Origin of the sequence: Pseudomonas fragi (assembly GCF_900105835.1) — a bacterium.
Lineage (GTDB): Bacteria > Pseudomonadota > Gammaproteobacteria > Pseudomonadales > Pseudomonadaceae > Aquipseudomonas > Aquipseudomonas fragi.
This window is the reverse complement of record NZ_LT629783.1, coordinates 1,685,027-1,711,058: the sequence shown is the minus strand read 5'-3', so window position 1 is coordinate 1,711,058 and position 26,032 is coordinate 1,685,027. Positions and strand designations below refer to the sequence as shown.

Below are 26,032 nucleotides of genomic sequence, written 5' to 3'. Positions count from 1 at the left end.
TCCAGTTCAAGGCATGACGAACCCGCCGTTGACCGGCAGGGTTTGTCCAGTGATAAAGCGGGCAAGGTCGGACAGCGCGAACAGCACGGCGCCGCTGACATCCTCGGGCAGTTGCGGGCGTTGTATGGCCCGGCGATCGTTGTACAAACGGTGGCGAGCTTCGGGTACGTAGGCCGTGGCCTCGACCAGGACCAGGCCGGGGGCGATGGCATTGACCGTGATGTTGTCGGCGCCCAGTTCGCGGGCCAGGCTGCGGGTCATGGCGATGATTGCGCCCTTGCTCGCGACATAGGCCAGCAGGTTCGGGGCGCCCCACAGCGGCGTGTCGGAGGCCAGGTTGACCACCGCACCGTGGCCACTGCCGCGCAGGGCGGGCAGGCAGGCCCGGGTCATCAGCCAGGTACCGCGTACGTTGACCTGCATGACCTGGTCCCAGGTATCGATGTGCAGTTCTTCGCACGTCTTGCCGCCCGAATTGGTGATCGAAGCGTTGTTCACCAGGCCGTCGAGCCCGCCGAGCAGGTCGAGACTGCGTGCCACGCAGGCGTCAATCGAAGCGGGTTGCGCCAGGTCGACCGTCACCCCGTGTACATCGAGGCCTTCACCAACCAGTTCGGCGGCTGACTGCTGCACGCGCTCGGCGAGAATGTCGGCGATAACCACCCGGGCACCGGCCCGGCCAATGGCGCGGGCAAAGGCATAACCCAGCCCACGGGCACCGCCGGTGACCAGCACCCGGCGTCCTTCCAGTAACGACGTATTGGCGCTCATCATTGAGTACTCAGCATGGCTTTGGGCATGTAGTGCAACACGCGTTTTTCGGCCCAGACCACGGCGCCGTAGGCCAGCACGCCGATCAGGGTGAGCATGACGATGGCCACGAACACGCCAGCGGTATTACCCTGGCCTTCGGCATCGACCAGCAGGAAGCCCAGGCCCTGATTGCCCCCCACCAGTTCTCCGACGGTGACGCCGATCACGGCCAGGGTCGAGGCGATACGCAAGCCGGAGAACAGCGCGGCCATTGCGGACGGGAACTCCACCAGGCGGAAAATCTGCCAGCGGCTGGCGCTCATGGTGCGCACCAGGTTGATCATGTCCGGGTCCACGGTGCGGATGGCCGACAGCACGTTGATCATCACCGGGAAAAACACGATCAGGATGGCAATCAGGATTTTCGGGTAGATGGTGTAGCCCAGCCACATCACGAACAGCGGTGCAAAGGCCACTTTGGGTGCGATTTGCAACGCCAGGATGTACGGCGAGAGCATGGCTTCGGCGCTGGGCGAGAGCCCCAGTGAAACCCCGATGGCCACCCCGAGCAGCGCGCCCAGGGCAAAGCCGACGACGATTTCAAAAGCGGTGATCAGGGTGTGTTGCAACAAGCCGCCGGTTTGCCACATCAGCACGCCTTCCTGGGCCACGCGGCTCAGTTTGGGCATGACGAACTCGGGCATGCCCAGCAGCCCCGGGCCCCATTGCCAGAGCAGCAGAAACAGGAGCAGCAAAGCAACGCTGCCGGACACGGAGTTATTAAGGTTTTTCATCGTATGCGTACCTTGTTGTCACTGGCCGTTAATGCGCGGCTGTCGGGGTGTCGATGAACTGATTGGTGTAGAGCTCGTCGAGCTTGGGCTCGCGGGTGACGATGCCCTCACTGACATAGAACTGGCGCACGGCTTCGAGGCGCGCCGGGTCGATGCGGCCCAGTACCGGCTGGTTGGCATACACATGCTGGACGTAGAGCCTGAAGATTTTTTCCAGCTCGTCTTCCTTGCCGGCATAGGCCGGTACGGCCCTGGCAAAGGTCACGGCGGCGGCATGTGGGTCCTGGATAATGTCGCGCATGCCCTGCAGCGTGGCTTGCACCGTGTCGCGGACAATTTGCGGGTGATTGTCGATGGCGTCGTCGGAGGCGATGATCGACTGGGCCATGCTTTCGAAGATCTGCTCCTGGGGGATCAGTTTGACCTTTAAACCGGCCGCCTCGGCCTGGACCACCCAGTCCGGCACACCGGCCATGGCCTGGGCCTTGTTGGCTGTGAACAACTGCCAGACCCCGGACGGGCCGGCAGCCTGGATATTCACATCGGTCTTGCTCAGGCCAGCTTTGCGCAACGAGGCGAGCAGGGCGTAGTAGGTGGTGTCCGAGTAGGACATCACGGTCATGGTCTTGCCCTTGAGATCGGCCACCGAATTGATGTTGTCGGCGGCATTGGTCGCGATCATCGTCACCCCGCCTGCGCCCAGTACAGCGACGGCGCGCACCGGAATGCCGTTGGCCCGCACCACAATCGGCGTGTCCCCGATGGCCCCGCCGAGCATGGCGTTGCCGGCACCGATCTGCTTGGCTACGTCCACACCGCCTTTGGCAGCGATAAAGTTCATGTTCAGGTTCCGGACGCTGTAGTAGCCCTTTTCCTTGGCAATGATCCACGGCGCGAAGGCTGGCAGGCTCGGCGGTGCAGGCAGCAGATAAGTGACGTCGGTGGGCTGCGCGTGAGCGGCGAAGGCCATGCCAAGGCCCAGGGCAAGTGCGCTGGCCTGGCTGAAACGTTGAAACACAGACTTGAACATGCGGACTCCTCAAACAGGTGGGGACGGCAGGGCGTGATCAATGCAGTTCGGTGTCGGCGCCGACTTGCAGCAACTCCATCAAGCGGCCAACCAGCGGGCCGATTTGCGGCAGCTTGCGACGCTCCAGCGGGTTGTCGCGAAATGGCAGGTCGATGCTGATTTCTTCGATGATGGTGCCGGGGCGGGCACTCATGACCAGCAGGCGATCGGACATGGCGATGGCTTCGATCAGGTCATGGGTGATGAACAGCGCGGTTTTCTTTTCATCGAACAACATGCGCGCCATGTCCTGTTGCAGGATCATCTTGGTTTGCGCATCCAGCGCCGAGAACGGTTCATCGAGGAACAGCACTTGCGGGTCGACGGCCAGGGTGCGGGCCAGGGCGGCGCGCTGGCGCATGCCCCCGGACAGCTGGAAGGGGTAGTGGTCGGCAAACCCGTGCAAGTGGCAGCGTTCGAGCAGGTCCTTGGCCACCGCTTGGCGCCTGGCTGGCGGCACACCCTGGATCTCAAGGCCCAGCTCGACGTTGCGGCGGATGCTGCGCCAAGGCATCAGCAGGTCTTTTTGCAGCATGAACGCCACCTGCCGAACCGGGCCGGTGACGGCCTCGCCGGCGACGAATACTTCGCCTTCGGTGGGGCGATACAAACCGGAGCCCATGTTCAGGATGGTGCTTTTACCGCAACCGGACGGGCCGATGATCGAGACGACTTCGCCACGGCGAATCTTGAAATTGACCTCGCGGATGGCAAACGGTGCTTCGGCTTTTCCTTTGGCCGGGAAGCATTTTCCGACATTGCGGAATTCAATTTCAGTGGGCTCCGTATCTTCCTTGGGAGCGGCGTTATTCCATTGCGGCGCGACGGCGTACATCTCTTTCACAGCCATTGGGAGGGGTCTCTGGTCTGTTTTATAGGTGATACGCTGTTTAGTGCATGAACAATGCCAAAATGTTTCCGGACCAGTTTTAAGTTTTAAAGTGTCTGTTAATCAAAGAGTTGCTGTTTTGTTGGGTTTTATGGCTTGTTTCATATATAAAACAACGTTTCTTTTGTGGCACATAAATGCCCATGTTTAATGCTGGGTAATAAAAGGTGTGAGAAGTTAGTGCTTCGGGAAGTAACGGATAAAAGAACAAGTTGGCGAATTTGTTTTGTCTGTGAAACGCGGGGGGGGAGATGCGAGGGGGAATAGTGGGAACGAGCCTGCTCGCGAAGTAATCGATTGGCCCGAATATCCCTTACAAGATGGTGCGTGAAGACAAGGTGCAGTCGCTGGCGGATTTGAAATTTGATCCGTTGCCTTGAGGTTTATCTGTACGCCGCATTGTTGTAGGAGCTGGCTTGCCTGCGATACAGACACTACGGTCTATCAGGTGGATCACTGTGATGCCATCGCGAGCAAGCCCGCTCCCACAGGATGGGCACTGTAAAGTTGGGTAAACCTTTGCTTCAGGCCTGACCGGCACTGGTATAAGGGCGACGTTTTTTCCCTGTTGAAAATGAGCGTTCGGTCATGAAATTGAAGTCTGTTGTTAAAGCACTGGTTGTAGCGGTTGCGGTATCGGCCTTGTCAGGCTGCTGGATGTTTATGCCGCCAGGCGGCGGTGGCGGTGGCGGCGGTCATGGCGGCGGTGGTCAGCACGGCGGCCAGCGCTGATCGGGTGAGTCGCATTATTGTGGGAGCGGGCTTGCTCGCGATGGCATCGACGGGGTTCAACCGGTAGATCGCGTCGCTTGCATCGCAGGCAAGCCAGCTCCCACGGGTATTGCAGTGTTCATCAAAACTGAGGTTTGCCCCCTTTTTTGTGGGAGCTTGCTTGCCATTACAACTCCAGCTTGTAGCCCACGCCATACAAAGACTGGATCGGGTCATGCCCCGGGCTGGCCTGGGCCAGTTTGCGCCGCAGGTTGCGGATGTGGCTGTCCACCGTGCGGTCGGTGACCACGCGGTGGTCGGAGTAAAGTTTGTCCAGTAACTGGTCACGGGAAAATACCCGCCCCGGGGCGCGGGCGAAGGTGTTGAGCAGGCGCAGTTCCACCGGTGTCAGGTCCAGCGCCACGCCATCGAACGAGGCGCGATACTGCGCTTCGTCGATCTGCAGGCGGGCCTGGGCTATCTGCTCTAACTGCGGGCTGCGACGCAAGATGGCCTTGACCCGGGCCACCACTTCACGCGGGCTGAACGGCTTGCAGATATAGTCGTCGGCACCCAGGTCCAGCCCCAGCAGGCGGTCCACTTCTTCGACGCGGGCGGTGATCATGATCACCGGTATTGCGCTGAAACCGCGCAGCTCCCTGCAGATGTCCAGGCCGTCGCGGCCGGGTAGCATCAGGTCGAGCAGGATCAACCTCGGCGCATGGCTGCGCACCCACGGTACCACCTCCAAGCCGTTGTCCAGGCAATGCACGGCGTACCCGGCAAGGCTCAGGTAGTCGTGCATCAATGCGGCCAGTTTGGGTTCATCTTCAACAATCAGAATAGTGTCCATGGTTTACACCTTGCGCGGCAGGCGCAGGCTAAGCCACAGGCCGCCCAGGGGTGAGTGGTCGGCTGTCAGGCTGCCGCCGTGGGCCAGCACGATGCTGTGACAGATCGCCAGCCCCAGCCCGGCGCCGCCACTGGCACGGTTGCGCGAGGCTTCGCCGCGATAGAAACGCTCGAACAGACGCGGCAATTGCTGCGGGTCGACGCCGGGGCCGGAGTCCATCAGGCTGACCAGAATGTTTTCATCCTCAAGGGAAGCGCTGATCAACAGCAGGCCGCCAGCATCGGTATAGCGCACGGCGTTTTCCAGCAAGTTGCCAAACAGCTGTTGCAGGCGCTTGGCATCAGCCTCCAGCAGCAGCGGGCCAGTTGGCAGTCGCAACTCGACCCTCAACCCGGCTGCGTTGCAGCGTTCCTGATACATGGCCACCGAGGTCTGCAACAGGTCGTTGAGGTCACACTGGCTTTTACGGTAGGTGAGGGCGCCGACATCGGCCAATGACAGCTCATACAGGTCGTCCACCAACTTGCTGAGCATGCCGACTTCGCCCTGCAGGGATTTCATCGAGCTGTGGTCGAGGGTGCGCACACCGTCCTCGATGGCCTCCAGTTCACCGCGCAGAATCGACAACGGTGTACGCAGTTCGTGGGACACATCGGCCATAAATTCGCGGCGCATTTTTTCGTTGCGCTCAAGGGTGTAGGCCAACTGGTTGAAGTCGCGGGCCAGTTGACCGACTTCGTCATTGGACGAGACCGCCACCCGGTTGCTGTATTCCCCGGTGGCCAGTTTGTGGGTGGCAGCGGCCACGCGCTTGACCGGATCGAGCAGGGTGCGGGCAATCCACCAGGCAATCAGCATGGCCAGCAGCAGCGACACAAAACCCATCGCCAGGCTGGTTTGCAGTTGGTATTGCTGGAAGCGTGAACCACCCGCCTCGGTCACGCTTTGAAACGGCGTAACGGCCAGCCAGCCCACGAGTTTGCCGTCCACTTCAATAGGGCGCAGCAGGGCGTCATCGGCAATGGACGGGTAGCCCGTCACGCGTTTTTTGTCCTGATCAAGCAGGGCGATGCGAAACAGTGCGCCGGTCAGGTCGGAGGCGGAAGGGATACGCAAGTCATGGATCGTCGGCTCATCGGTGTGATCAGGGCGCATGATTTCAAACCAGCGGTCAGGCTTGTTACGCAAAAACTCCCAGCTGCCCTCGCGCTCATAAGCACTGGCCAGACGCGGCAACACCGGCGCCATGCGCTCCAGCGCCTGTTCGTTGAGGTAGCCGAGAAAGCCCCGGGTGAAACTCCAGCTGGTGGCCAGGCCCATGCTCAGGATCACAAACAGCACGCTGGCCAGAACGGCGATAAACAGTTTGGTGGAGATACTCAGTTTCATCGGCTCGGCTTACTGGCGAAATGGCCTGCTCATTTAGGCCCTGCGCCGGGGAAGATTCAAGGCTTGCGGGCAATCTTCAATTTTCCTGCACATTTGCCTCGCACCATGGCATCAGCCAACTGTCTTGTAGAGGCCGCCATGTCGATCAAACTGTTTACCAAATCCCTGGTAACCGCCGCTGTTGTTGTGTCCTTGCTGGTTCTTTTTGTGCTGAGCGGCTGCTCGGCAGGGGACTCCGCTCCTGTAGCCGAAAAACCCAAGGTGTCAGTGCTGACTGTGCAACCCCAGCGTCAGGCATTGACCGCCGAGCTGGCCGGTCGTACCCAGGCCTTTATGGTTGCCCAGATTCGCCCGCAGGTGGGCGGCATCGTGCAGCAGCGTTTGTTTGTCGAAGGTGCCGAGGTCAAGGCCGGGCAGGCGCTGTATCAAATTGACGCGGCGCCGTACAAGGCCGCCCTGGCGCAGATGCAAGCCACCGCCGCCAAGGCCCGTGCCACGCTCAAGTCGGCGCAGTCCACCGCCCGGCGCGATGCGCAGCTGGCGAAAATTGATGCCATCAGCCAGCAAGACAACGAAGACGCCCAGGTCGCGCTGCAAACGGCCCAAGCCGATGTGCAAGTAGCGCTGGCCGATGTTGAAACCGCACGTATCAACCTGGCTTATACGCGGATCAGTTCGCCGCTCAGTGGCCGCATTGAAACCTCGACAGTGACCCCCGGCGCACTGGTGGTCGCCAGCCAGGACACCGCGCTGACCACCGTGCAGCAACTGGACCCGATCTATGTTGACGTGACGCAATCGACCACCGAGCTGCTGCGTCTCCAGCGCGACCTGGCCAGCGGAGCCCTGCAGGGCAGCAGCGCGATTGAGGCGCCGGTACTGCTCAAGCTGGATGATGGCAGCACCTATAACCACGCCGGCAGCCTCAAGGTCAGTGGCGTAACGGTGACTGAAGGCACCGGCACCGTCACCTTGCGTGCCGTGTTCCCCAACCCGGATCACCTGTTGTTGCCGGGCATGTATGTGCGTGCCGTGCTGGACCAGGCCACCGATGACAAGGCCATCCTGATCCCGCAAAAGGCCGTGACCCGCAGCGCCAGTGGCGTGACCTCGGTGCTGGTGGTGGTCGACGGCAAGGTCGAGCAGCGCGTGGTGAGCATTGACCGTGCCGTGGGCAATCAGTGGTGGGTGACCGCCGGCCTGAATGCCGGTGACCAGGTGATTGTCGAAGGCGGGCAGAAGGTTCGGGTGGGTAACGAAGTCCTGGCGCAGAACAGCGAAACCCGGCCGTTGCCGACCCGTGCCGCACCCACTGCCATTGCGCAGGAGGGTTGAGCATGGCGCGTTTCTTTATTGATCGACCGATTTTCGCCTGGGTGATTGCCATTGTGATCATGCTGGCCGGGGCCATGTCGATCACCCAGTTGCCCCTTGAACAGTACCCGGATATCGCTCCGCCCACGGTGAAAATCGCCGCCACCTACACCGGCGCATCGGCCAAAACGGTAGAGGATTCGGTGACCCAGGTTATCGAGCAGCAAATGACCGGCATCGACAAACTGACCTATATGTCGGCCTCCAGCAGTTCGGCGGGTAGCGCCAGTATCAACCTCACTTTTGAGGCCGGTACTGACCCCGACGTAGCGCAGATGCAGGTGCAGAACAAACTCCAACAGGTGGAATCACGCCTGCCGGCATCGGTGCAAAGTGAAGGCCTGACCGTGACCAAGGGCGGCTCGGACTTCCTGATGATTGCGGCCCTGGCGTCGGATAACCCGAGCGTTACCGGCACCCAGATCGGTGATTATATTTCCAGCACCTTGCTCGACTCCATCAGCCGTATCGATGGCGTGGGCGAGGTCAAGACGCTCGGCTCGGGTTATGCCATGCGCATCTGGCTGGACCCGGCGCTGCTGCAAAAATACGCCCTTATGCCTTCTGACGTGACCACCGCCCTGGAGGCGCAAAACACCGAGGTGTCGGCCGGGCAGTTGGGTGCCTTGCCTGCCGTGGCCAGCCAGCAACTCAATGCCACCATCAGTGCGCGCAGCAAACTGCAAACCGCCGAAGAGTTTCGCAATGTGGTGGTCAAGTCCACCAGCACCGGTGCCGTGGTGTTGCTCGGTGATGTGGCCACGGTGGAGCTGGGCAGTGACAGTTATGACGTCAATTCGGCCCTTAACGGCAAACCCGCTGCGGCCATGGGCGTGCAACTGGCCACGGGCGCCAATGCGTTGCAGGTCGGTGAAGCGGTCAAGGCCAAGCTTGCCGAACTGGAGCCGTACTACCCGAGCGAAATGCAGCTCAAGAACGTGATCGCCTACGACACCACGCCCTTTGTCAGCCTGTCCATCGAAGAGGTGGTCAAGTCCCTGGGCGAGGCCATCGTGCTGGTGGTGCTGATCATGTTCTTGTTCCTGCAGAATTTCCGCGCCACGCTGATCCCCGCGATCACTGTGCCGGTGGTGTTGCTGGGTACCTTCGGGGTGCTGGCGGTGTTTGGCTATTCGATCAATACCCTGACCATGTTTGCGATGGTCCTGGCCATCGGCCTGTTGGTGGATGACGCCATTGTGGTGGTGGAAAACGTCGAGCGGGTGATGAGCGAAAAGGGCCTGTCGCCCCTTGAAGCCACGCGTCAGTCGATGGACGAGATCACCAGCGCGCTGATCGGCATCGCCCTGGTGCTGAGCGCGGTGTTTATTCCCATGGCGTTTTTCAGTGGTTCCACGGGGATTATCTACCGGCAGTTTTCCGTGACTATTGTGTCGGCCATGGTGCTGTCGGTGCTGGTGGCCATGACCCTGACCCCGGCTTTGTGCGCAACGTTGCTCAAACCGGTTGACGGTAAGGGCCACGGCCCGCAGAGCGGTTTTTTTGGCTGGTTCAACCGTAGTTTCGAGCGCAGTGCCGCGGCTTATGAAAAGCTGGTGGGCGGCATTTTGCGCCGGGGCGGGCGCAGCCTGGTGATCTATGCGCTGGTGGTTGCGGCGATGGCGGTGGGCTACGCCAAGTTGCCCACCTCGTTTTTGCCCGATGAAGACCAGGGCATCCTTATGGCGCAGGTGCAATTGCCGGTAGGCGCCACCGACGATCGCACCCAGGCGGTGCTCAAGCAGTTCGAGAGCTACATGCTTGAGCAACCAGAGGTTGAGGCGATGATCAGTATTTCCGGGCTGGGCATGGGCGGTAACAGCCAGAACTCGGCGCGGGCTTTTATCCGCCTCAAGGACTGGAGCGAACGCAGCGGTGCCGGTCAGGATTCGGCCTCTATCGCACAGCGTGCCACCCGTGCGCTGTCGAGCATTGGCGATGCCAATGTGTTTGTCATGCAACCGCCTGCCGTGCGTGGGCTGGGGCAGAGCTCGGGGTTTGACCTGCAACTCAAGGACCTCGCCGGGCTGGGGCACGAAGCCCTGGTGGCTGCCCGCGAGCAGTTTATCCAGTTGGCCAGCCAGGACCCGCGCCTGCAGGGCGTGCGCAGCAACGGCCTGGACGACACGCCGCAACTCAAGGTCAGCATCGATGACCGCAAGGCCGGGGCGCTGAGCCTGACCACCAGCGATATCAACGCCACCTTGTCCACTGCCCTGGGCGGTACTTACGTCAATGATTTCCTCAATCAGGGCCGGGTGAAAAAGGTCTATGTGCAGGGCGAGGCCTCGGCGCGCATGCAGGCGGCCGATCTGGACCACTGGTTTGTGCGCAACAGCAACGATGAAATGGTGCCGTTCTCGTCGTTCGCCAGCAGTTCGTGGAGCTATGGCTCGCCGCTGCTGGAACGCTACAACGGCAGCTCCTCGCTGGAAGTGGTGGGCGATCCGGCACCGGGTGTGAGCTCCGGGGTGGCGATGGACGCTGTGGAGTCGATCATCAAGCAACTGCCCGAAGGCATCAGCTATGAATGGACGGGGCAGTCCTATCAACTGCGTCTGTCTGGCTCGCAGGCGCCGTTGCTGTACGGGATTTCAGTGCTGTTTGTGTTCCTGTGTCTGGCGGCGCTGTACGAGAGCTGGTCGGTACCGTTCTCGGTGATGCTGGTGGTGCCGTTGGGCGTGGTGGGTGCGGTGCTGGCCACCCGTTTCAGCGGGTTGAGCAATGACGTGTACTTCCAGGTCGGGCTGTTGACCACCGTGGGGCTGGCGGCGAAAAACGCCATTTTGATCGTCGAATTCGCCAAGCACCTGCAAGAGCAGGGCAACAGCCTGGTGGACGCCACCCTGATCGCCGTGCGCCAGCGGTTGCGGCCGATTTTGATGACCTCGCTGGCCTTTATGTTTGGCGTGTTGCCGCTGGCCATTAGTTCCGGCGCAGGTTCTGCCGGGCGCCAGGCCATCGGTACCGGCGTGCTGGGCGGCATGTTCAGCGCCACGGTACTGGGGATCTTCTTTGTGCCGCTGTTTTTCGTGATGATTCGCCGCCGTTTCAGTCGTGTACCGCAGGCGCAGGCATCCACCACCACTGACCGTACAGGTGAAGCATGAGTCGCTTTCATTGGCCGCTGCTGGCCGTTTTCGCGCTGCTGGGCGGCTGTATCAATCTGGCGCCTGAGTACCAGCGCCCGCAAGCACCGGTAGCCGCACAATGGTTGCCGGGCACCGCTACGCCCAAAGGGCAGGTGGCGGCCGATATTCAATGGCAGCAGTTTTTCACCGATCCGCGTCTGGCGCAGTTGCAGACTCTGGCCCTGGCCAATAACCGCGACCTGCGCCTGGCCAGCCTGAATATCGAAAAGGCCCAGGCGCAATACCGGATCCAGCGGGCGGCGTCATTTCCGGGGATCGACGCCAGTGTCAGCGGCAGTTCCAGCCGGGCCAACAGCAGCACCAGTCACAGCTACAGCGCCGAACTGGGACTGAGCAGCTACGAAGTGGACGTGTTCGGTCGGGTCAAAAACCTTCAGGACGAAGCACTGCAAGCCTATCTGGCGCTGACCGAAACCCGGCGCAGCACCCAGATCAGTCTGGTCGCCGAAGTGGGCACCGCGTGGCTGACGTTGGCGGCGGACAATGAGCGTCTGAAGTTGGCGCAAGAGACGCTGGCCAGCCAGCAGTCCACCTATGAGCTGACCCAGCGCAGCCATGGTTTGGGCGGTTCATCGGGGCTGGCGGTGTCTGAGGCGCAAACCACCGTAGAGTCGGCGCGGGTGGATGTGGCGCAGTACGCCAGCCAGATCCTGCAGGACCAGAATGCCCTGACCCTGCTGGTGGGCAGCGAAATCCCGGACAACCTGTTGCCGGGTGAAAGCCTGGAGTCAGCGGCGATGCTGGTACAAGTGCCCGCCGAGTTGCCGTCCACCTTGTTGCAGCGCCGTCCGGACGTACTGGCCGCCGAGCACACCCTGCAGTCGGCCAATATCGATATCGGCGCGGCGCGGGCGGCGTTTTTTCCCAGCATTACCCTGACTGCCGGTGCAGGTTCGGCCAGCACCAGCCTGTCGAGCCTGTTCAAGGCCGGCAGCGGTGCCTGGAGCTTTGCCCCGAGTATCAGCCTGCCGATCTTCGACGCCGGCAGCAATCGAGCTACGCTGGATTCGGCCAAGGTGGAACGCGAGATCCAGGTGCAGACCTATCAGCAGACCCTGCAGACCGCGTTCAAGGAAGTCGCCGATGCACTGGCGGTACGCAGCACCCTGGACCAGCGCCTGGCGGCGCAGCAGGCATTGACCGATGCCAGTCGTAAAAGCTACGAGCTGTCTGATGCGCTGTACCGTGGCGGTTCGCAGAGCTTCCTTGAGGCTCTGGTGTCGCAGCGCTCGCTGTACAGCGCCGAGCAGGACCTGATTACCCTGCGTCTGGCCGAGCAGAGCAACCGGGTGACGCTATACAAAGTGCTGGGAGGTGGTTGGAACTGAGTGTAGGAATGCGCACAAAACCTGTATCCGGATCACGCTTGCACCTGTAGCAGTTGACGAGTAGAGCGAGGCTGCGTCCGGCTGCGTAGCAGTCGTAAACCAGACACATGCGGTGTGCCAGTTGGACCCGACTCCCGGGCTTTACGGCCGCTGCGCAGCCGGACGCAGCCTCGCTCCGCGAGTCAGCTGCTACAACGAGCTCTTGATCGGCAACAGAGCATCTACAGGCTTTTAAAATCGGATCTTTCATTAACAAGGAGCTGTCATGATTCCCCTCCAAACCTTGCGCCGACTCTTACTCGGCACCACAGTGCTGCTCCTGCAATTGCCCGCACTGGCCCACGCCGAACCGCCCATCGCAGTGTTGCCAGTGGTCAAACCCGCCATCAGTTGCGCGGCGCTGACCCAGGTTGATCTGCAGGCTATCGGCGGCAAGGGCAGCCAGGTGCTGTCGGCCAGCGAAATCACCAGCAATGGCGTTACCGCCTGTGAAGTGCAGGGTACGCTGGCACCGAGTATCGGTTTCAAAGTCCAGCTGCCCACTCACACCTGGACCCAGCGTTATCTGCAAGTGGGTTGCGGCGGGCTGTGCGGGCGGATTTCGTTGCAGGTGGGCGCGGCTGAAGGCTGTGCGCCACTGAACAGCGGCGGCTTTGTACTGGCCGCGACCGATATGGGCCACGAGGGCATGGACAACAGCTGGGGCAACGATGCACAAAAACGCGCGGACTTTGCCCATCGCGGCGTCCACTTGACGGCACTGGCCGCCAAGCAACTGATTGGCGCCTATTACGGCCAGCAACCTGCATACGCCTATTTCACCGGCTGCTCCGATGGCGGGCGCGAAGCCCTGATCGAAGCCCAGCGCTATCCCGATGACTTCAACGGCATCATCGCCGGGGCGCCGGCATTGAATTTTCTGGTGCAGAATGCGATTTATCACGCCTGGCAGGCCCACGCCAATCAGGACGAGCAGGGCAAGGCGATTCTGATTGCCTCGCGCCTGCCGATCCTGCACAAGGCCGTGTTGCAACAGTGCGATGCGCTGGACGGTCAGGTCGATGGCCTGATCAGCGACCCGCGGGCCTGCCGCTTTGACCCCGCCACCGTGCAGTGCAAGGCCTCGGCGACCGACACCTCGGACTGCCTGAGCGCCAGGGAAGTCGAGGCGGCCCGACGCCTGTATGACGGCCCGCATGACCCGGCCACCGGTGAGCGCCTGACCATTGGCGGGCCGCAGCCGGGGTCCGAACTGGCCTGGGCCGGGGTGTTTGTGCCGGACAGTGTCGATCAGCCAATCAACAGTGAAAAAATGGCGCTGGATGTATTGCGCAATCTGGCCTTCGAACACAACCCGGGAGCGGATTACAGCCTGGCAGACGTGAAGTTTGATCGCAGCACCCTGGATCAATTGCGCGCCCTGCACCCGTTGTATGACGCCACCAACCCGGATCTGTCGGCATTCGCAGACCGCGGCGGCAAGCTGATCTTGTGGCACGGCTGGGCCGACCAGCATATCTCGCCCCTGAACACCATCGCCTACCACCAGGCGGTGCAGGTGCAGATGGGCCAGTCGAAGGCCGAGTCCTTCGAGCGGCTTTACCTGTTGCCGGGGGTTTACCACTGTGGCGGCGGTGAAGGTCCGAGCCTGCTGGACCTGCTGACGCCGATGATGTCATGGGTCGAAAAGGGCCAGGCCCCGGCCGCCATCGTGACCTTGCAGGCCAGCAGCAAGCAGGCCGCTGCCAGCGAGTTTGGCGCGCCGACCAATCTGCCGGGCCAGGCAACGGCAGACAAAAAGCCGTCAATGGCGGCGCCCCGGCCTGTCACGCAGGACCCTGCCAACGAGGGGCGCACCCGCCTGGTGTTCCCGTACCCGGATGTGGCGGTGTATGACGGCAAGGGCGAGGTGAACTCGGCTGACAGTTATGTGCGCAGCCAGAACGCGGTAGATGAGAAAACCCCGCAGTGGCTGGGTTCGGACTTTTTCACCCCCTATGCACCGCTGCAACGCTGAGGGCTTCAGCCTTCGGCACTGCGGGCCAGGCTCTGGATGACCTGGGTGAGGGTGTCATCCGATAACGGCACATCACTGCGGCGTGCCTGACGATACTCACTGGGGGTACAGCCCGCGTATTGCTTGAATGCGCGGGCAAAGTAGGAGGGGTCTTTGAACCCCACTTCATAGCCGATGCTGGTGATGGGCATCTGGCTGTTGTCGAGCAGGTCCTTGGCGCTTTCCATGCGTTTGCCCAGCACATAGTCCATAAAGCCCAGGCCATTGACTTCCTTGAACAGGCGGCTGAAACGAAAGGTGGTCATGCTGCAGCGCCTGGCCAGGTCTTTCTGGTCGATGCTTTCGCAGTAATGCTGGTCGATGTACTGCAACACGTTGTGCAGGGCGTTGTGCTTTTGATGGTCGGTGGTCAGGCGGATGCTGTCGGGCAGTGCGGGGCCATGCTCGATCGGCAATGTCTTGTTGCTGTTGCCAGCGGCACTTCGCAGGATGCACAACTGCTCAAGGGCGCTCAGGTAGCGGCTGATCTCGGCAGCACTCAGGGGCAGTACCACATATTCCCAGACCCGCGAACGCATGGCCCAGACCGCGAGTTCTTCGGAGTGCTGTACGGTAAACATGGTGATCGGGATGGAGGGGGACTTGAATTTGATCTCCTGCAACAGATTGAGCCCCGACAGGTCGGGGCAGTCAAAATGCATGCAAATCATGTCTGGCGCCGGCTCGCGGTGCTTGTTGGCCCAGGCCCGGGGGGTGTCCAGCAGGCAGTGGCAGGTAGCGCGAAAGGGCAGCATCAGTTCTTCAGTGGATTGATTGCGGGTAAGGTCGAACCACAGCAGATGAGGTTTTTTGACAGCTTCAGATTTCATTCACGTGATCCTTTCTTGTGCAATGCGCTGTCGGGTTAAAGTTTCGAATCATTATCGCCGTGCCGCTTGAAGTTCACTTTCAATTGGATCCGATAATGCTGTTTTAATACCTGGTTACTGCAAAAAAATCCTGCTGTTCGACAATAAACTCCTAACTGCTCTTGTCACCGCTGGCTAGCCTTGAATCAGGCGGTGCATTAAGTAATCGCTTTGGGCAAGCCACTCAAATGAGGTGAACAACATGAACTTGCAAACCATTCAAACTTCCGTCCAGGCCTTCATCCATGATGAAGACGGCCTGACCATTGTCGAGTATGCCGTGGCCGGTGGCCTGATAACCCTGGGGGCGGTGGCGGCATTTGTCACCCTGGGTGGCAACGTCAAGGACGCCATCACCAGCCTGGGCTGTGCGGTCAAGGGGCTTGCCTGCTGATGTGCGGCTAGCGATCATTGGGGCCTGGCTCCTGTTTGCAGTTGTTGGCTGCCGATGTGCAGCGCCAATGATACGAACCTGTACACAAGTATTGCCGTTGCTTTGAGGTTGTGAAGATTAAATCCTGCTATGAACCCCCCGGCTTAGTCTGTTGCGCTATACGTCCCCTCTAGCGCAGCACCCTTAAGCCGGTTTTTTTATGCCTGATTAGTTGAAGTACGGCCAGCATATAAAGCGGGTGTTAATGGCAGTCAGGTTGTCTTGTTTGTGGCTGCTTTAACTCTTTTCAGTGTTGGCAATAAAGTCCTAACAGTTAGCAAAAATCTCCTAACCCTTAAATAGTGCACTGGCTAAGATTCAATTAAGCAGTGCAATTGGCCCTGCTTCTTAATATCAAACATTGAGTGAGGTGGACGAAATGAGCCTGCAATCAATCAAGACTTCAGTAGTGAAGTTCATCAACGACGAAGATGGCCTGACCATTGTGGAATATGCAGTGGCAGGCGGGCTGATAACCCTGGGCGCTGTAGCCGCGTTTATCACCCTGGGTGGCAATGTGAAAACAGCGATTACCAGTCTGGGATGTGCTGTGAAGGGCACTGTCTGCTAACACGATGTCTCCTGTTGAGGGTGCAGCCATGAGCGAGGTACAGATTGTTGCTGTTGCGTTGCTGTCAGGGCTGCTGGGAGTTGCGGTGGTGAGCGATCTTCGCCGTCACCGCATTCCCAATCTTCTGGTTTTGCTGGGGCTGGTGCTGGGCCTGGTCGGCCAGACCTGGGCCGCAGGTTTTATCGGGTTGGGGCATTCGCTGCTGGGCATGTTGATCGGCTTCGGGGTTTTCCTGCCCATGTACGCCGCTGGCGGGATGGCCGCCGGGGACGTCAAGTTAATGGCTATGGCCGGCGCCTTTTTAACCCCCCATGACGCCCTCTGGGCTGCGTTTTTCAGCCTGATTGCGGGTGGCGCATGCGGATTGCTGATCGTGCTGGTGCGCGGTCAGGCTGTGCAGACCCTGGGGCGCTACTGGTTGATGCTCAAGGCCCGGGCCTACTTTTCCCCCCAGGCTGATGAAGTGGCCGGTAAGCCTTTCCCTTATTCGGTCGCAGTTTTGCTTGGCACCTTGGCCAGTGTCTTTTGGCTGCCCTTGGGCCATTAGTTCAGGAGAACACCATGTACGCCATCAGCAGCAACCGTGTTTCTCTCGATGAGCGCGAAGCGGTACAGCAACTGGCTCCACAACCACGCACAATCCTTGAAACCGGGTTGGCGGACAATTTTCTCGGTGATCTGGTATGCAAGCATTTATACGATGCGGGTGTGCTGGACATGGTGCAGCTGGTGGCGCGACTGGCGCTCACCGGTGCGGTGATGGAAGAAATCCTCACGTTCCTGCGCAAGGACCGTCGCGTTGAAGTACTGGGTCAGGCCGGGGGGCAGGCCATGCGCTACGGCTTGACCGAACGCGGCCGCAACAGTGCCCGCGATGCCCTGGCCCGCAGTGGCTATATAGGTGCAGCGCCTTACCCGGTGAGTGCCTACCGCTCGCTGCTCAAGCTGCAGACCATTCACCACGGTCGTATCAGCGCCCATGACATGCACCACTGCTTCGGTTCGATGGTGCTGGCGCAAACCATGCTCGATCAACTGGGTGTTGCCCTTAACTCCGGGCGCGCCATCATGATTTACGGGCCTGCGGGTACCGGCAAGACCTATGTCAGCAGTCGGCTGATCCGCTTGTTTGCCGAAGCGATCTGGGTGCCCCATGCCATCGCCATCAATGAATCGGTGATCGAGATCTATGACCCTCAGGTACACAAGCGCCTGGGCGATGACGAACATCAAAACGGCTTGATGCTCAATGAGGGCATAGACCGTCGCCTGCTGTGCTGCGAACGGCCGATCGTGATCACCGGCGGTGAACTGACGATGGAGCAACTGGATGTGCGGTATGACCCTTATGCCCGTCAGTACCAGGCACCGTTGCAACTCAAGGCCAGTAACGGCCTGCTGATCATCGACGATCTGGGCCGTCAGCGCATGACCCCGGGCGAGTTGTTGAACCGCTGGATTGTGCCTATGGAGGAGAGACGCGACTTCCTCAACCTGGGCGGCGGGCGCCATTGCGAGCTGCCGTTTGACCTGATCCTGGTGTTCTCCACCAACCTCAACCCGCTGGAGCTGGCAGACGAAGCGTTTTTGCGGCGCATTGGCTACAAGCTGCAATTTGGTTACCTCAAGCCTGGCGAATACGAACGAATCTGGATTCAAGAGACGCAGCGGTTGGGCATTGCCTATGACCCGATGTTGCTCAGTTTTGTGCTGCACGATCTCTATGGCGCCGAAAACATGCCCCTGGTGCCATGTCATCCCCGGGATCTCTTGAATATGGCGTGCGATCGCCAGCGTTATCTGGAGGGGGCGGGGCCACTGACTACTCAGGAGCTTGAGTGGGCGTGGCGCAACTATTTCGTCCAACTCGATTTTCTTGGGTAAGGAGTTACCGTCATGAACTCGCGCACGCTGACTTTGATTGTCCTGTCCGTGATCCTCGGCCTGGGCGCCACCTGGATGGCCAACAACTGGCTCACGGCACGACTTAACACCACCCCCGACGACAACCAGGAAAACGTGGTGATTGCCACGGTGGAAATCGCATTCGGGCAAATGATCGAGCCCCAGCAAGTGACGGTGGTGCGCATGCCCAGGGATGCTGCCCCCGAGGACGCCTTTGATGCCACTGAAAAAGTGGTCGGCAAGATTGCCACCTTCTCCCTGCTGCGCGGCGACATTCTGCGCGGGGCACGGTTGGCCGAGCATATGGGGGGCAGCACCCTGGCCTCGCTGATCGAGCCCAGCAAACGGGCGATCTCGGTGCGGGTGGATGATGTGGTCGGTGTCGGCGGCTTCCTGCTGCCGGGCAACCGGGTCGACGTGCTGGCAACCCGGCAAGTCGGCAGCGAGGGCAATGCCGAGTCCAAGACCATCCTCGAAGATCTGCGGGTACTGGCAGTTGACCAGACCGCCAGCACTGACAAGACCCAACCGGTGGTGGTGCGTGCGGTAACCCTGGAGATGACCCCGGCCCAGGCCGAGGTACTGGTCAAAGGCATGACCGCAGGCAAGGTGCAACTGGCCTTGCGCAACCCGCTGGATAACAACAAGACACCGCTTGCGGCTGAACCCGTTGCCATGGCGGCGCCGGTACTGCCGGCCGTGATGGCCAAGCCGGTAGCTCGCCGTCGTGCACCTGCCAATGACGGTAGCGTGATCGTGATTCGCGGTGTCGCGGCCACGGTAGAAAAGGCGATGTAGAGGGCCGGGCAGCAGCGCAACACTAATGAAGGTGACGCATCATGAACGCGCGTATCCAACAACCCCACACCGCGTTTCCCCGGCAACAGCGCGGCGCCATGCTGGTCCTGGTGGTGATTGCCATGGCCTCGCTCTTGTTGATGGGGGCCCTGGCCCTGGACGGCAGCCATATGCTGCTGAACAAGACCCGCCTGCAAAACGCAGTGGATGCGGCGGCGCTGAGCGGGGCCAAGACGCTGAGCATGGTGGTTGGCGCGACCGGCTCGGCCAGCCTGACGCAAACTGCGGCGCTCAATACCCTGAGCCTCAATGCCAATGCGACGGGCAACGAGGAACTGGGCAGGGCCATCACGGCCAACCCGTCCGGCTTTGCCACCGTTGAACTGGCGAGCAGTGTCTACGGGCCGTTTTCGTTCCCCGGGCCGACAAATGCGACCTTTGTTCGGGTGACGGTGAACAACTACCCCCTGAGCAGTTTTTTCTGGGGCGTGTTTCAGGCGCTGGACAACGGTAACGCCACAGGCAAGGCCGTCGCCGCGGTGGCTACTGCCGGGCCCAGCCCGAGCAGCGGCCCCTGTGATCTGACCCCGTTGCTGGTGTGCGGCGACCCGGCGCAGAACAACCCGGCTGCCGGGATGTTCTGGGGCTTCAAGTTCGGTGATCTGCAAGTACTGAAAACCGCCGCCAACAACAGTTCGGCCATCGGCCCGGGGAATTTCCAGCTGCTGGACTTCGGTTCGGGCGGCAAGACGGTCAGGGAAGGTCTGGCAGGCGGGATCGATCAGTGCAATATCGTCGGTGCCACCGCCCAGACCAAACCGGGCAATACCGTGGGCCCTGCTTCCCAGGGGCTTAATACGCGTTTCAACGAATACAAGGGTGGCCTCAGCGCTTCTGACTATCCGCCGGATCTGGTGATTACGGTCAATCCCAAGTCATTTACCTACGCCGGCTCGCCTGCGCCGATCCTGTATGACGGCAAGACGGTTACCTCCAGCAGCGGCAACCTGTCCACCAGCAGCGGTGCCCTGTATGACTACAACAACTGGAAGCAGGACGAGTCTGCGTGTGTGGGGGGCGGCGCCGGTTGCCAGGGTAATGGTGTATTTGAACGGCGGATTCTGAAAATCGTGATCGGCGATTGCTCGGGCAAAAACGATGGAGCCTCGGCGATTCCGGTGCTGGGCTTCGGTTGCTATTTCGTGATGCAGCCAGCCGCTCAGCAGGGTAATGAGGCGCAGATTTTCGGCCAGTTCGTCAGCGTGTGTGAAGGCGATAACGTGCCTGGCCCCAACCCTGCGGCTAACGTCGGGCCACAGATCATCCAGTTGTACAAAACCTATATCGACAACAACCAGACGCCGAGCACCGACTCCTAGGAGGTCTCATGAGACGCTGTGGATTCAGGTCGGCCCGCGCCCAGCGGGGTCTGGCGATGGTCGAGCTGGCACTGACCCTGCCGCTGCTGGTGTTGCTGATGCTGGCCTTCGCCGAGTTCGGCCGCATGCTGTTCCAGTACAACAGCCTGCAACAGGCCAGCCGTGATGCCGGCCGTTATGCGGCCAGCCAGGCGTGGAACGCCACCCTGGGCACGCTGGACCTCAACGCTGCGCTTGTATCGCAGACCAAGAACGTAGCGGTTTACGGCCTGCCGGCCAACCCCAATGGGTATCCGGCGGCGGCACCGGGCCTGACCACCGGTAATGTCACGGTCAGTGCGGTGGGCACCAACCATGTACGGGTCAGCATTGCCTACACCTTTGTCCCGGCGCTCGGCAGCGCCATCCCTGCGCTGTATGGCAGTAGCGTGCCGCTGGGCCTGCTGCTGACTTCAACGGTTGTAATGAGGGCCTTGTGATGAACCGCAAACGCATGGGCGGCGTGTATATCGTCGAGTTCGCCATCACCGCTCTGGTGCTGTTCACCCTGCTGTTTGGCGCACTGGAAATGGGCCGGCTGTACTTCACCGTCAACGTGCTGAGCGAGTCGGTGCGTCGCGGCGCGCGGCTGGCAGCAGTGTGCAATATCCAGGACCCGATCATCCTGCGTCGTGCCATGTTCAACACGGCGGGCAATGCCGGGCCAAGCAGCCTGATTGCCAGCCTCACCAGTGCCAATCTGAACCTTGTCTATCTAGACGCCAACGGTGCAGTGGTCACCAGCCCCAATGATCTGGTGGGGGCCGGCGGTTTTGCCGCCATTCGTTATGTGCAACTGCAGGTGACCAACTTCAGCTTCAATCTGTTGATCCCCGGCTTCAGAGGGGTCTTCATCCTGCCCACGTTCAGGTCGACGGTGCCGCGCGAGAGCCTTGGCCGCCAGCCTGATCCGACGGTTACACCGGGGATAACGCCATGTTAAGTGTCCGAGAAGTGACGGCGGCAACGTCATCAGACCGCCAGGGCATACGTCTGTTGATCAGCGGCCGTGATGCCACGGCCTTGAACCATCTCAAGACCTTGAGCCAGGGCATTGCCCATCTGCAGGTGAGCACGCGGCTGGTGAGCAATGGCCACACCGATCCGCTCTATGGCTTGGAGCAGATGCCTGATTTCCTGCTGTTGCGCGTCAGCCATTTATGGCGCGAAGAGCTGGCGGCACTGTTGCAGCACCCGCTCAAGGAGCGTCCGCCACTGTTGGTGTGCGGCCCGCTGGATGAGCTTGAAGGCATGCGCCTGGCGATGCAGGCCGGGGCCCGCGACTTCTTGCCGGAGCCGGTGTCGGGCGAAGACTTGCAGTCGGCACTGGAGCGCATGCAGATCGAACTGCACAGCGAGCATGGCAGCAAGGGCAAACTGGTGTCCGTAATGAATGCCAAGGGCGGTTCGGGGGCCTCGATGCTGGCCTGCAACCTGGCCCATCAGTTGAGCGTGCAGGGCGGCCGGACCCTGTTGCTGGATCTGGACCTGCAATTTGGCAGCCTGGCCCACAGCCTGGATGTGTTGCCCACCCACAGCCATACCGATGTGCTGCAACAGATCGATACCCTGGACAGCGTGGCGCTGCGTGGCTTTTGCAGCCATTTCAGCCCCAGTCTGCATGTGCTGGGCGGACGCACCGATGAACTGTGCCTGCCTCAGGAAATCCGCCTGGAGCAACTGGACAGTTTGCTCAAGCTGGCGCGCAGCACCTATGACTGGGTGGTGGTGGATTTGCCACGGCATATCGATCACCTCACCGGTATCACCCTGGAACAGTCGGACCGGGTCTATATCGTGCTGCAACAGAGCTTGAGCCATCTGCAGGACGCCAACCGCCTGGTGCGCATTCTGCGCGACGACCTGGGAGTGCAGGGCAATCGCCTGCATGTGGTGCTCAATCGCTTTGACAAGGCGTCGCCCTTCAAACCCAAGGACATCAGCGAAGCCTTGCGCTGTGCGGAGCTGCAAAAGTTGCCCAATGACTATGCGGTGGTCAGTGAAAGCCAGAACACCGGGGTGCCCCTGGAGCTGCATGCTCCGCGCGCCGGTATCACCTTGAGCCTGCGTGAATTGAGCCAGAGCCTGATCGGCATCGAGGCCACTGAAGCAGGTTTGCTCAAACGTACATTCAACCGTCTGTTCGGAGGATAAGCCATGCTTAGCGACTTTCGTAATCGCCTGCGTCAGCAAGCCAGCAAGCTGGCCTCTGCAGAGGTGGTGGCATTGCCCGTCGAGGGCGCCGATTGCACCAGTGTACTGATGGCCTGGGAAGCCAGCGTGCCGGATGTGGTGTATGAAACCCGCACCAAGCTCAGTTCGATGGAGGCCGAGTGGCGGGAGAAGATTTATCAGCAGTTGCTCAAGGTCATGGACTTGTCCTTGCTCGACACCCTGGAGCTGGCCGACGCCGGACGGCAGATTCGCGAGATCAGTTTGCGCCTGCTGGACGAATACTCGGCGCCGGTCAGTACCAGCAGCCGTCAGCTGATCATCAAGCAAATCACCGACGAGGTGCTGGGCCTCGGGCCACTGGAGCCACTGTTGGGTGACAGCAGCGTATCGGACATTCTGGTTAATGATTTTGACTCGGTGTACGTCGAGCGCTTTGGCAAATTGCAGCGTACCGATGTGCGTTTTCGCGACGATCATCACCTGCTCAATATTATCGACCGTATCGTCTCCAGCCTCGGGCGGCGCATCGACGAGTCCTCGCCGCTGGTGGATGCACGGCTCAAGGACGGCTCGCGGGTCAACGCGATCATTCCGCCGCTGGCCATCGACGGGCCGAGCATGTCGATCCGCCGTTTTGCCGTGGACCTGCTCAATACCCAGAGCCTGGTGCAGATGGGCACCCTGACCCCGGCCATTGCCCTGATGCTCAAGGCCATCGTGCGCGGGCGTCTCAATGTACTGATTTCCGGAGGCACCGGCAGCGGCAAGACCACCATGCTCAATGTGCTGTCCAGTTTTATCCCGCACAACGAGCGCATCGTCACCATCGAAGACTCCGCCGAACTGCAATTGCAGCAGCCCCATGTGGTGCGCCTGGAAACCCGGCCTTCGAATATCGAGGGGCGCGGTGAAGTGGGCCAGCGTGAGCTGGTACGCAACAGCCTGCGCATGCGCCCGGACCGGATTGTGATCGGTGAGGTGCGTGGCGCCGAGGCGCTGGACATGCTGACGGCTATGAACACCGGCCATGACGGTTCGCTGACCACCATCCACGCCAACACCGCCCGCGATGCATTGGGGCGGATCGAAAACATGGTGTCGATGAGCGGCGCCACCTTTCCGATCAAGGCCATGCGTCAACAGATCGCCTCGGCCATTGGCGTGGTGATCCAGCTGGAGCGCCAGGAGGACGGCACCCGGCGCCTGGTCAGCGTGCAGGAAATCAATGGCATGGAGGGCGACATCATCACCATGACCGAGATCTTCGCCTTTGTGCGCAGCGGCATGGGCGAGAAAGGGGAAGTGCTGGGCGAGTTTCGCTCAACCGGCATGGTGCCGGCATTTCGTGATGTGCTGGCCAAACGGGGTATTGAGCTGCCGCTCAGCCTGTTTCGGCCGGAATGGATGGAGGGGCAGTCATGAATCAGGTTCCTGGCGAATTTATCCTGGCGTTCCTAGGCATGGTGTTCACGGCCATGTTTCTGCTCAGCCAGGGTTTGACGATTCCGGTGTTCGGTGAAGCCAACCAGGTACGCAAGCGCATTCGCGGGCGCCTTAACCTGTTGGAGCGGGCGAACAATCTGCCCAATATGCAATCGATCCTGCGCCAGAAATACCTGCGCCGTCTGCCGCCGCTTGAGGCCCGCCTCGAGCAGTTGCCGATGATGGAAACCCTGGCGCAGATGATCGAGCAGGCCGGGCATGAATACAGGGCCTACCGTGTGCTATTGCTGGGGCTGGTGCTGGCTACGGCGGTGGGGCTGGTGTTGTGGTCGTTCTTGCAACTGTGGTGGGTGGCATTACCGGCGGCGTTTGTCTGCTTCTGGCTACCCATATGGAAGATTTCCCACGACCGCATCAAGCGTTTCGCCCAGTTCGAGGAGGGCCTGCCCGATGCGCTGGATGCCATGTGCCGGGCTTTACGCGCCGGGCATCCGTTTAACGAAACCCTGCAACTGGTTGCCGATGAGCATCAGGGGCCGGTTGCCTACGAGTTCGGCCTGGCGTTTGCCGATATCAACTATGGCAATGATGTGCGTCGGGCAATGCTCGGCCTGCTGGAGCGTGTGCCGAGCATGACGGTGATGATGCTGGTGACCACGGTGCTGATCCATCGTGAAACTGGCGGCAACCTGACTGAAGTTTTGACCCGTTTGAGTAGCCTGATTCGTGGTCGCTTTCGCTTCCATCGCAAGGTCAAGACCCTCTCGGCCGAGGGGCGCATGTCCGGCTGGATCCTGGTGTCGATGCCCTTTGTACTGGCGCTGGCCATCCTGATTTCCAGCCCGACTTACATGCCCCTGCTGTTCAAGGAACCCATGGGCCAGAAGCTGATCATGGGGGCTTTTGTGGCCATGATCATCGGGATTTTCTGGATCCGCAAAATCATCCGGATTCAGGTTTGAACACGGCTCGTCCTGGAGGGTATGGACATGAACTATTTACTGGGTCTGATCAATCGGCTAGTGGGTGACGAGCAACTGACCCGAATGCTGTTTGCGGCAGTTATCGGCCTGAGTGTGGTGATGGTGGCGGTAGCCCTGGCGGTGCTGGTCAAGGGCCTGCAAAGCCCGGTGCAGCGGCGTTTGATGTTGATCAAGCGCGGTCATGGCATCGACCACCGGGCGCCGCCGAGCAACCTGCAAATGATGCTGGAGCAGGTCGGGCAGCGTTTTAGTTCCGCAGAGACCAGGCAGGCCTCGGCCACCCGGACACTGCTGATCCATGCCGGCTACCGCTCCCCGTCGGCGGTGCAGGTGTATTGGGCGATTCGCTTGCTGCTGCCACTGTTACTGCTGGGCATAACACTGCTGGCATTGCCGTTTATTCCCAACATGTCGCTGCTGCTGGGGGGCGGTATCCTGGCTGTGGTCCTCGGTGTGGGCTGGCTGTTGCCGGCGATCTATGTCAGCTCGCGCAAGGAATCGCGCATGTCGCGGCTGCTGATTGCCTTCCCGGATGCCCTGGACTTGATGGTGGTGTGTGTGGAATCAGGCCTGGCCCTGCCCCAGGCCATTGAGCGGGTGGCCGAGGAAATGGCTGTCAGCCAGCCCGACCTGGCGATGGAGCTGGCGCTGGTCAACGCCGAGGTGCGTGCCGGTGTGCCCAGTACCGAAGCGCTCAAGCACCTGGCTGAGCGTACCGGGCTGGAAGATATCCGCGGCCTTGTGAGTTTGCTGGCACAAAGCATTCGCTTTGGTACCAGTGTGGGTACCACCCTGCGGATTTATGCTGAAGAGTTTCGCGATCGACGTACCCAGCTGGCTGAGGAAAAGGCCGCCAAAGTCGGTACCAAACTGGTGTTTCCGCTGATCTTCTGCCTGTGGCCGAGTTTTTTTCTGGTGGCCATCGGGCCTGCGATCATCAGTGTGTTCAAGGTGTTCGGCAAGATTTGAGTAGAAAAGCAGGCCGGTACGCGCGAGCGTGTTAAACACCTGATAAGAAAAATCGATACCCGCTTAAGGATTTCCCAGAGGCGGGACAGGCCCTGGCGGC

At 60.6% G+C, this 26,032-nt stretch carries 24 protein-coding genes; 17 read left to right on the top strand and 7 right to left on the bottom strand.

What is annotated here, in order from left to right:
* Positions 1-6 precede the first annotated feature (6 nt).
* Genes BLU25_RS07785 through BLU25_RS07770 form a run of 4 tightly spaced genes read right to left on the bottom strand, consistent with a single transcriptional unit; the run spans position 7 to position 3,466 of the window.
* Entirely contained in the window at positions 7-771 is a 765-nt protein-coding gene (locus BLU25_RS07785; RefSeq protein WP_139803916.1) for an SDR family oxidoreductase, read from the bottom strand.
* Positions 771-1,547: an ABC transporter permease gene (locus tag BLU25_RS07780; RefSeq protein ID WP_016782262.1), complete on the bottom strand. Its 777-nt coding sequence runs from the start codon at positions 1,545-1,547 to the stop codon at positions 771-773. Before BLU25_RS07780 ends, BLU25_RS07785 begins: the two co-directional genes overlap by 1 nt.
* A 28-nt stretch (positions 1,548-1,575) precedes the next feature.
* Positions 1,576-2,577, bottom strand: a complete 1,002-nt coding sequence (locus tag BLU25_RS07775) for an ABC transporter substrate-binding protein (RefSeq protein ID WP_016782263.1) — start codon at positions 2,575-2,577, stop codon at positions 1,576-1,578.
* Positions 2,578-2,614: 37 nt separating this feature from the next.
* Positions 2,615-3,466, bottom strand: coding sequence for an ABC transporter ATP-binding protein (locus BLU25_RS07770; RefSeq protein ID WP_016782264.1), 852 nt, complete (start codon positions 3,464-3,466; stop codon positions 2,615-2,617).
* 627 nt (positions 3,467-4,093) lie between these two features.
* On the opposite strand from BLU25_RS07770, the gene BLU25_RS23570 reads away from it, so the two are divergent.
* Positions 4,094-4,237, top strand: a complete 144-nt coding sequence (locus BLU25_RS23570) for a hypothetical protein (RefSeq protein WP_016782265.1) — start codon at positions 4,094-4,096, stop codon at positions 4,235-4,237.
* A 166-nt stretch (positions 4,238-4,403) separates the two neighbouring features.
* Here BLU25_RS23570 and BLU25_RS07765 read toward each other — a convergent pair whose 3' ends face one another.
* Both BLU25_RS07765 and baeS read right to left on the bottom strand, forming a co-directional pair.
* The gene (locus tag BLU25_RS07765; protein WP_016782266.1) at positions 4,404-5,069 is read right to left on the bottom strand and encodes a response regulator; all 666 of its coding nucleotides are present in this window, start codon (positions 5,067-5,069) and stop codon (positions 4,404-4,406) included.
* Positions 5,070-5,072: 3 nt separating this feature from the next.
* Positions 5,073-6,458 carry a sensor histidine kinase efflux regulator BaeS gene (gene baeS, locus BLU25_RS07760; protein ID WP_016782267.1) on the bottom strand — a complete coding sequence of 462 codons (1,386 nt, stop codon included), beginning with the start codon at positions 6,456-6,458 and terminating at the stop codon, positions 5,073-5,075.
* Positions 6,459-6,596: 138 nt separating this feature from the next.
* On the opposite strand from baeS, the gene BLU25_RS07755 reads away from it, so the two are divergent.
* From BLU25_RS07755 to BLU25_RS07740, 4 genes are all read left to right on the top strand, one after another.
* Positions 6,597-7,793, top strand: a complete 1,197-nt coding sequence (locus tag BLU25_RS07755) for an efflux RND transporter periplasmic adaptor subunit (protein WP_016782268.1) — start codon at positions 6,597-6,599, stop codon at positions 7,791-7,793.
* A gap of 2 nt (positions 7,794-7,795) precedes the next feature.
* A complete protein-coding gene (locus BLU25_RS07750) occupies positions 7,796-10,942 on the top strand; it encodes an efflux RND transporter permease subunit (protein ID WP_016782269.1) in 3,147 nt (1,048 codons plus the stop codon).
* Complete coding sequence (locus BLU25_RS07745; protein WP_016782270.1) at positions 10,939-12,312, top strand: efflux transporter outer membrane subunit; 1,374 nt, start codon at positions 10,939-10,941, stop codon at positions 12,310-12,312. Before BLU25_RS07750 ends, BLU25_RS07745 begins: the two co-directional genes overlap by 4 nt.
* A 265-nt stretch (positions 12,313-12,577) precedes the next feature.
* Positions 12,578-14,329, top strand: a complete 1,752-nt coding sequence (locus BLU25_RS07740; RefSeq protein WP_016782271.1) for a tannase/feruloyl esterase family alpha/beta hydrolase — start codon at positions 12,578-12,580, stop codon at positions 14,327-14,329.
* Positions 14,330-14,334: 5 nt separating this feature from the next.
* Here BLU25_RS07740 and BLU25_RS07735 read toward each other — a convergent pair whose 3' ends face one another.
* Entirely contained in the window at positions 14,335-15,198 is an 864-nt protein-coding gene (locus BLU25_RS07735) for a response regulator transcription factor (protein WP_016782272.1), read from the bottom strand.
* A 241-nt stretch (positions 15,199-15,439) separates the two neighbouring features.
* On the opposite strand from BLU25_RS07735, the gene BLU25_RS07730 reads away from it, so the two are divergent.
* The 12 genes from BLU25_RS07730 to BLU25_RS07675 all read left to right on the top strand — a co-directional run bounded on the left by BLU25_RS07730 (position 15,440) and on the right by BLU25_RS07675 (position 25,932).
* The gene (locus BLU25_RS07730) at positions 15,440-15,631 is read left to right on the top strand and encodes a Flp family type IVb pilin (RefSeq protein WP_016782273.1); all 192 of its coding nucleotides are present in this window, start codon (positions 15,440-15,442) and stop codon (positions 15,629-15,631) included.
* A gap of 418 nt (positions 15,632-16,049) precedes the next feature.
* Positions 16,050-16,241: a Flp family type IVb pilin gene (locus tag BLU25_RS07725; protein ID WP_016782274.1), complete on the top strand. Its 192-nt coding sequence runs from the start codon at positions 16,050-16,052 to the stop codon at positions 16,239-16,241.
* Between the two features lie 28 nt (positions 16,242-16,269).
* Entirely contained in the window at positions 16,270-16,788 is a 519-nt protein-coding gene (locus BLU25_RS07720; protein WP_016782275.1) for an A24 family peptidase, read from the top strand.
* A gap of 14 nt (positions 16,789-16,802) precedes the next feature.
* The gene (locus BLU25_RS07715) at positions 16,803-18,125 is read left to right on the top strand and encodes an ATPase AAA (RefSeq protein ID WP_016782276.1); all 1,323 of its coding nucleotides are present in this window, start codon (positions 16,803-16,805) and stop codon (positions 18,123-18,125) included.
* Between the two features lie 12 nt (positions 18,126-18,137).
* Entirely contained in the window at positions 18,138-18,944 is an 807-nt protein-coding gene (cpaB, locus tag BLU25_RS07710; protein WP_016782277.1) for a Flp pilus assembly protein CpaB, read from the top strand.
* 38 nt (positions 18,945-18,982) lie between these two features.
* A complete protein-coding gene (locus BLU25_RS07705) occupies positions 18,983-20,323 on the top strand; it encodes a TadE/TadG family type IV pilus assembly protein (protein ID WP_029611578.1) in 1,341 nt (446 codons plus the stop codon).
* Between the two features lie 8 nt (positions 20,324-20,331).
* A complete protein-coding gene (locus BLU25_RS07700) occupies positions 20,332-20,802 on the top strand; it encodes a TadE/TadG family type IV pilus assembly protein (protein WP_029611579.1) in 471 nt (156 codons plus the stop codon).
* Positions 20,802-21,305 (top strand): TadE/TadG family type IV pilus assembly protein, encoded by a 504-nt coding sequence (locus BLU25_RS07695; protein ID WP_016782280.1) that lies wholly within the window; start codon positions 20,802-20,804, stop codon positions 21,303-21,305. The genes BLU25_RS07700 and BLU25_RS07695 overlap by 1 nt, the downstream gene beginning before the upstream one ends.
* Entirely contained in the window at positions 21,299-22,516 is a 1,218-nt protein-coding gene (locus tag BLU25_RS07690) for an AAA family ATPase (RefSeq protein WP_029611580.1), read from the top strand. The genes BLU25_RS07695 and BLU25_RS07690 overlap by 7 nt, the downstream gene beginning before the upstream one ends.
* Before the next feature lie 3 nt (positions 22,517-22,519).
* On the top strand, positions 22,520-23,959 hold the full coding sequence (locus tag BLU25_RS07685; RefSeq protein WP_016782282.1) for a CpaF family protein: 1,440 nt from the start codon (positions 22,520-22,522) through the stop codon (positions 23,957-23,959).
* Positions 23,956-24,942 carry a type II secretion system F family protein gene (locus BLU25_RS07680; RefSeq protein ID WP_016782283.1) on the top strand — a complete coding sequence of 329 codons (987 nt, stop codon included), beginning with the start codon at positions 23,956-23,958 and terminating at the stop codon, positions 24,940-24,942. The genes BLU25_RS07685 and BLU25_RS07680 overlap by 4 nt, the downstream gene beginning before the upstream one ends.
* Positions 24,943-24,969: 27 nt before the next feature.
* Positions 24,970-25,932 carry a type II secretion system F family protein gene (locus tag BLU25_RS07675; protein WP_016782284.1) on the top strand — a complete coding sequence of 321 codons (963 nt, stop codon included), beginning with the start codon at positions 24,970-24,972 and terminating at the stop codon, positions 25,930-25,932.
* The last annotated feature ends 100 nt before the right edge of the window (positions 25,933-26,032 follow it).

Bases quoted from the DNA above. Each gene is read 5' to 3' on its own strand.
- BLU25_RS07730 (WP_016782273.1), top strand. From the start codon at position 15,440: ATGAACTTGCAAACCATTCAAACTTCCGTCCAGGCCTTCATCCATGAT.
- BLU25_RS07690 (WP_029611580.1), top strand. From the start codon at position 21,299: ATGTTAAGTGTCCGAGAAGTGACGGCGGCAACGTCATCAGACCGCCAG.
- BLU25_RS07735 (WP_016782272.1), bottom strand. From the start codon at position 15,198: ATGAAATCTGAAGCTGTCAAAAAACCTCATCTGCTGTGGTTCGACCTT.
- BLU25_RS07700 (WP_029611579.1), top strand. From the start codon at position 20,332: ATGAGACGCTGTGGATTCAGGTCGGCCCGCGCCCAGCGGGGTCTGGCG.
- BLU25_RS07685 (WP_016782282.1), top strand. From the start codon at position 22,520: ATGCTTAGCGACTTTCGTAATCGCCTGCGTCAGCAAGCCAGCAAGCTG.
- BLU25_RS07725 (WP_016782274.1), top strand. From the start codon at position 16,050: ATGAGCCTGCAATCAATCAAGACTTCAGTAGTGAAGTTCATCAACGAC.
- BLU25_RS07755 (WP_016782268.1), top strand. From the start codon at position 6,597: ATGTCGATCAAACTGTTTACCAAATCCCTGGTAACCGCCGCTGTTGTT.
- BLU25_RS23570 (WP_016782265.1), top strand. From the start codon at position 4,094: ATGAAATTGAAGTCTGTTGTTAAAGCACTGGTTGTAGCGGTTGCGGTA.
- BLU25_RS07695 (WP_016782280.1), top strand. From the start codon at position 20,802: ATGAACCGCAAACGCATGGGCGGCGTGTATATCGTCGAGTTCGCCATC.
- BLU25_RS07680 (WP_016782283.1), top strand. From the start codon at position 23,956: ATGAATCAGGTTCCTGGCGAATTTATCCTGGCGTTCCTAGGCATGGTG.
- BLU25_RS07770 (WP_016782264.1), bottom strand. From the start codon at position 3,466: ATGGCTGTGAAAGAGATGTACGCCGTCGCGCCGCAATGGAATAACGCC.
- BLU25_RS07785 (WP_139803916.1), bottom strand. From the start codon at position 771: ATGAGCGCCAATACGTCGTTACTGGAAGGACGCCGGGTGCTGGTCACC.
- BLU25_RS07675 (WP_016782284.1), top strand. From the start codon at position 24,970: ATGAACTATTTACTGGGTCTGATCAATCGGCTAGTGGGTGACGAGCAA.
- BLU25_RS07715 (WP_016782276.1), top strand. From the start codon at position 16,803: ATGTACGCCATCAGCAGCAACCGTGTTTCTCTCGATGAGCGCGAAGCG.
- BLU25_RS07720 (WP_016782275.1), top strand. From the start codon at position 16,270: ATGAGCGAGGTACAGATTGTTGCTGTTGCGTTGCTGTCAGGGCTGCTG.
- BLU25_RS07780 (WP_016782262.1), bottom strand. From the start codon at position 1,547: ATGAAAAACCTTAATAACTCCGTGTCCGGCAGCGTTGCTTTGCTGCTC.
- BLU25_RS07745 (WP_016782270.1), top strand. From the start codon at position 10,939: ATGAGTCGCTTTCATTGGCCGCTGCTGGCCGTTTTCGCGCTGCTGGGC.
- baeS (WP_016782267.1), bottom strand. From the start codon at position 6,458: ATGAAACTGAGTATCTCCACCAAACTGTTTATCGCCGTTCTGGCCAGC.
- BLU25_RS07750 (WP_016782269.1), top strand. From the start codon at position 7,796: ATGGCGCGTTTCTTTATTGATCGACCGATTTTCGCCTGGGTGATTGCC.
- BLU25_RS07765 (WP_016782266.1), bottom strand. From the start codon at position 5,069: ATGGACACTATTCTGATTGTTGAAGATGAACCCAAACTGGCCGCATTG.
- BLU25_RS07740 (WP_016782271.1), top strand. From the start codon at position 12,578: ATGATTCCCCTCCAAACCTTGCGCCGACTCTTACTCGGCACCACAGTG.
- cpaB (WP_016782277.1), top strand. From the start codon at position 18,138: ATGAACTCGCGCACGCTGACTTTGATTGTCCTGTCCGTGATCCTCGGC.
- BLU25_RS07775 (WP_016782263.1), bottom strand. From the start codon at position 2,577: ATGTTCAAGTCTGTGTTTCAACGTTTCAGCCAGGCCAGCGCACTTGCC.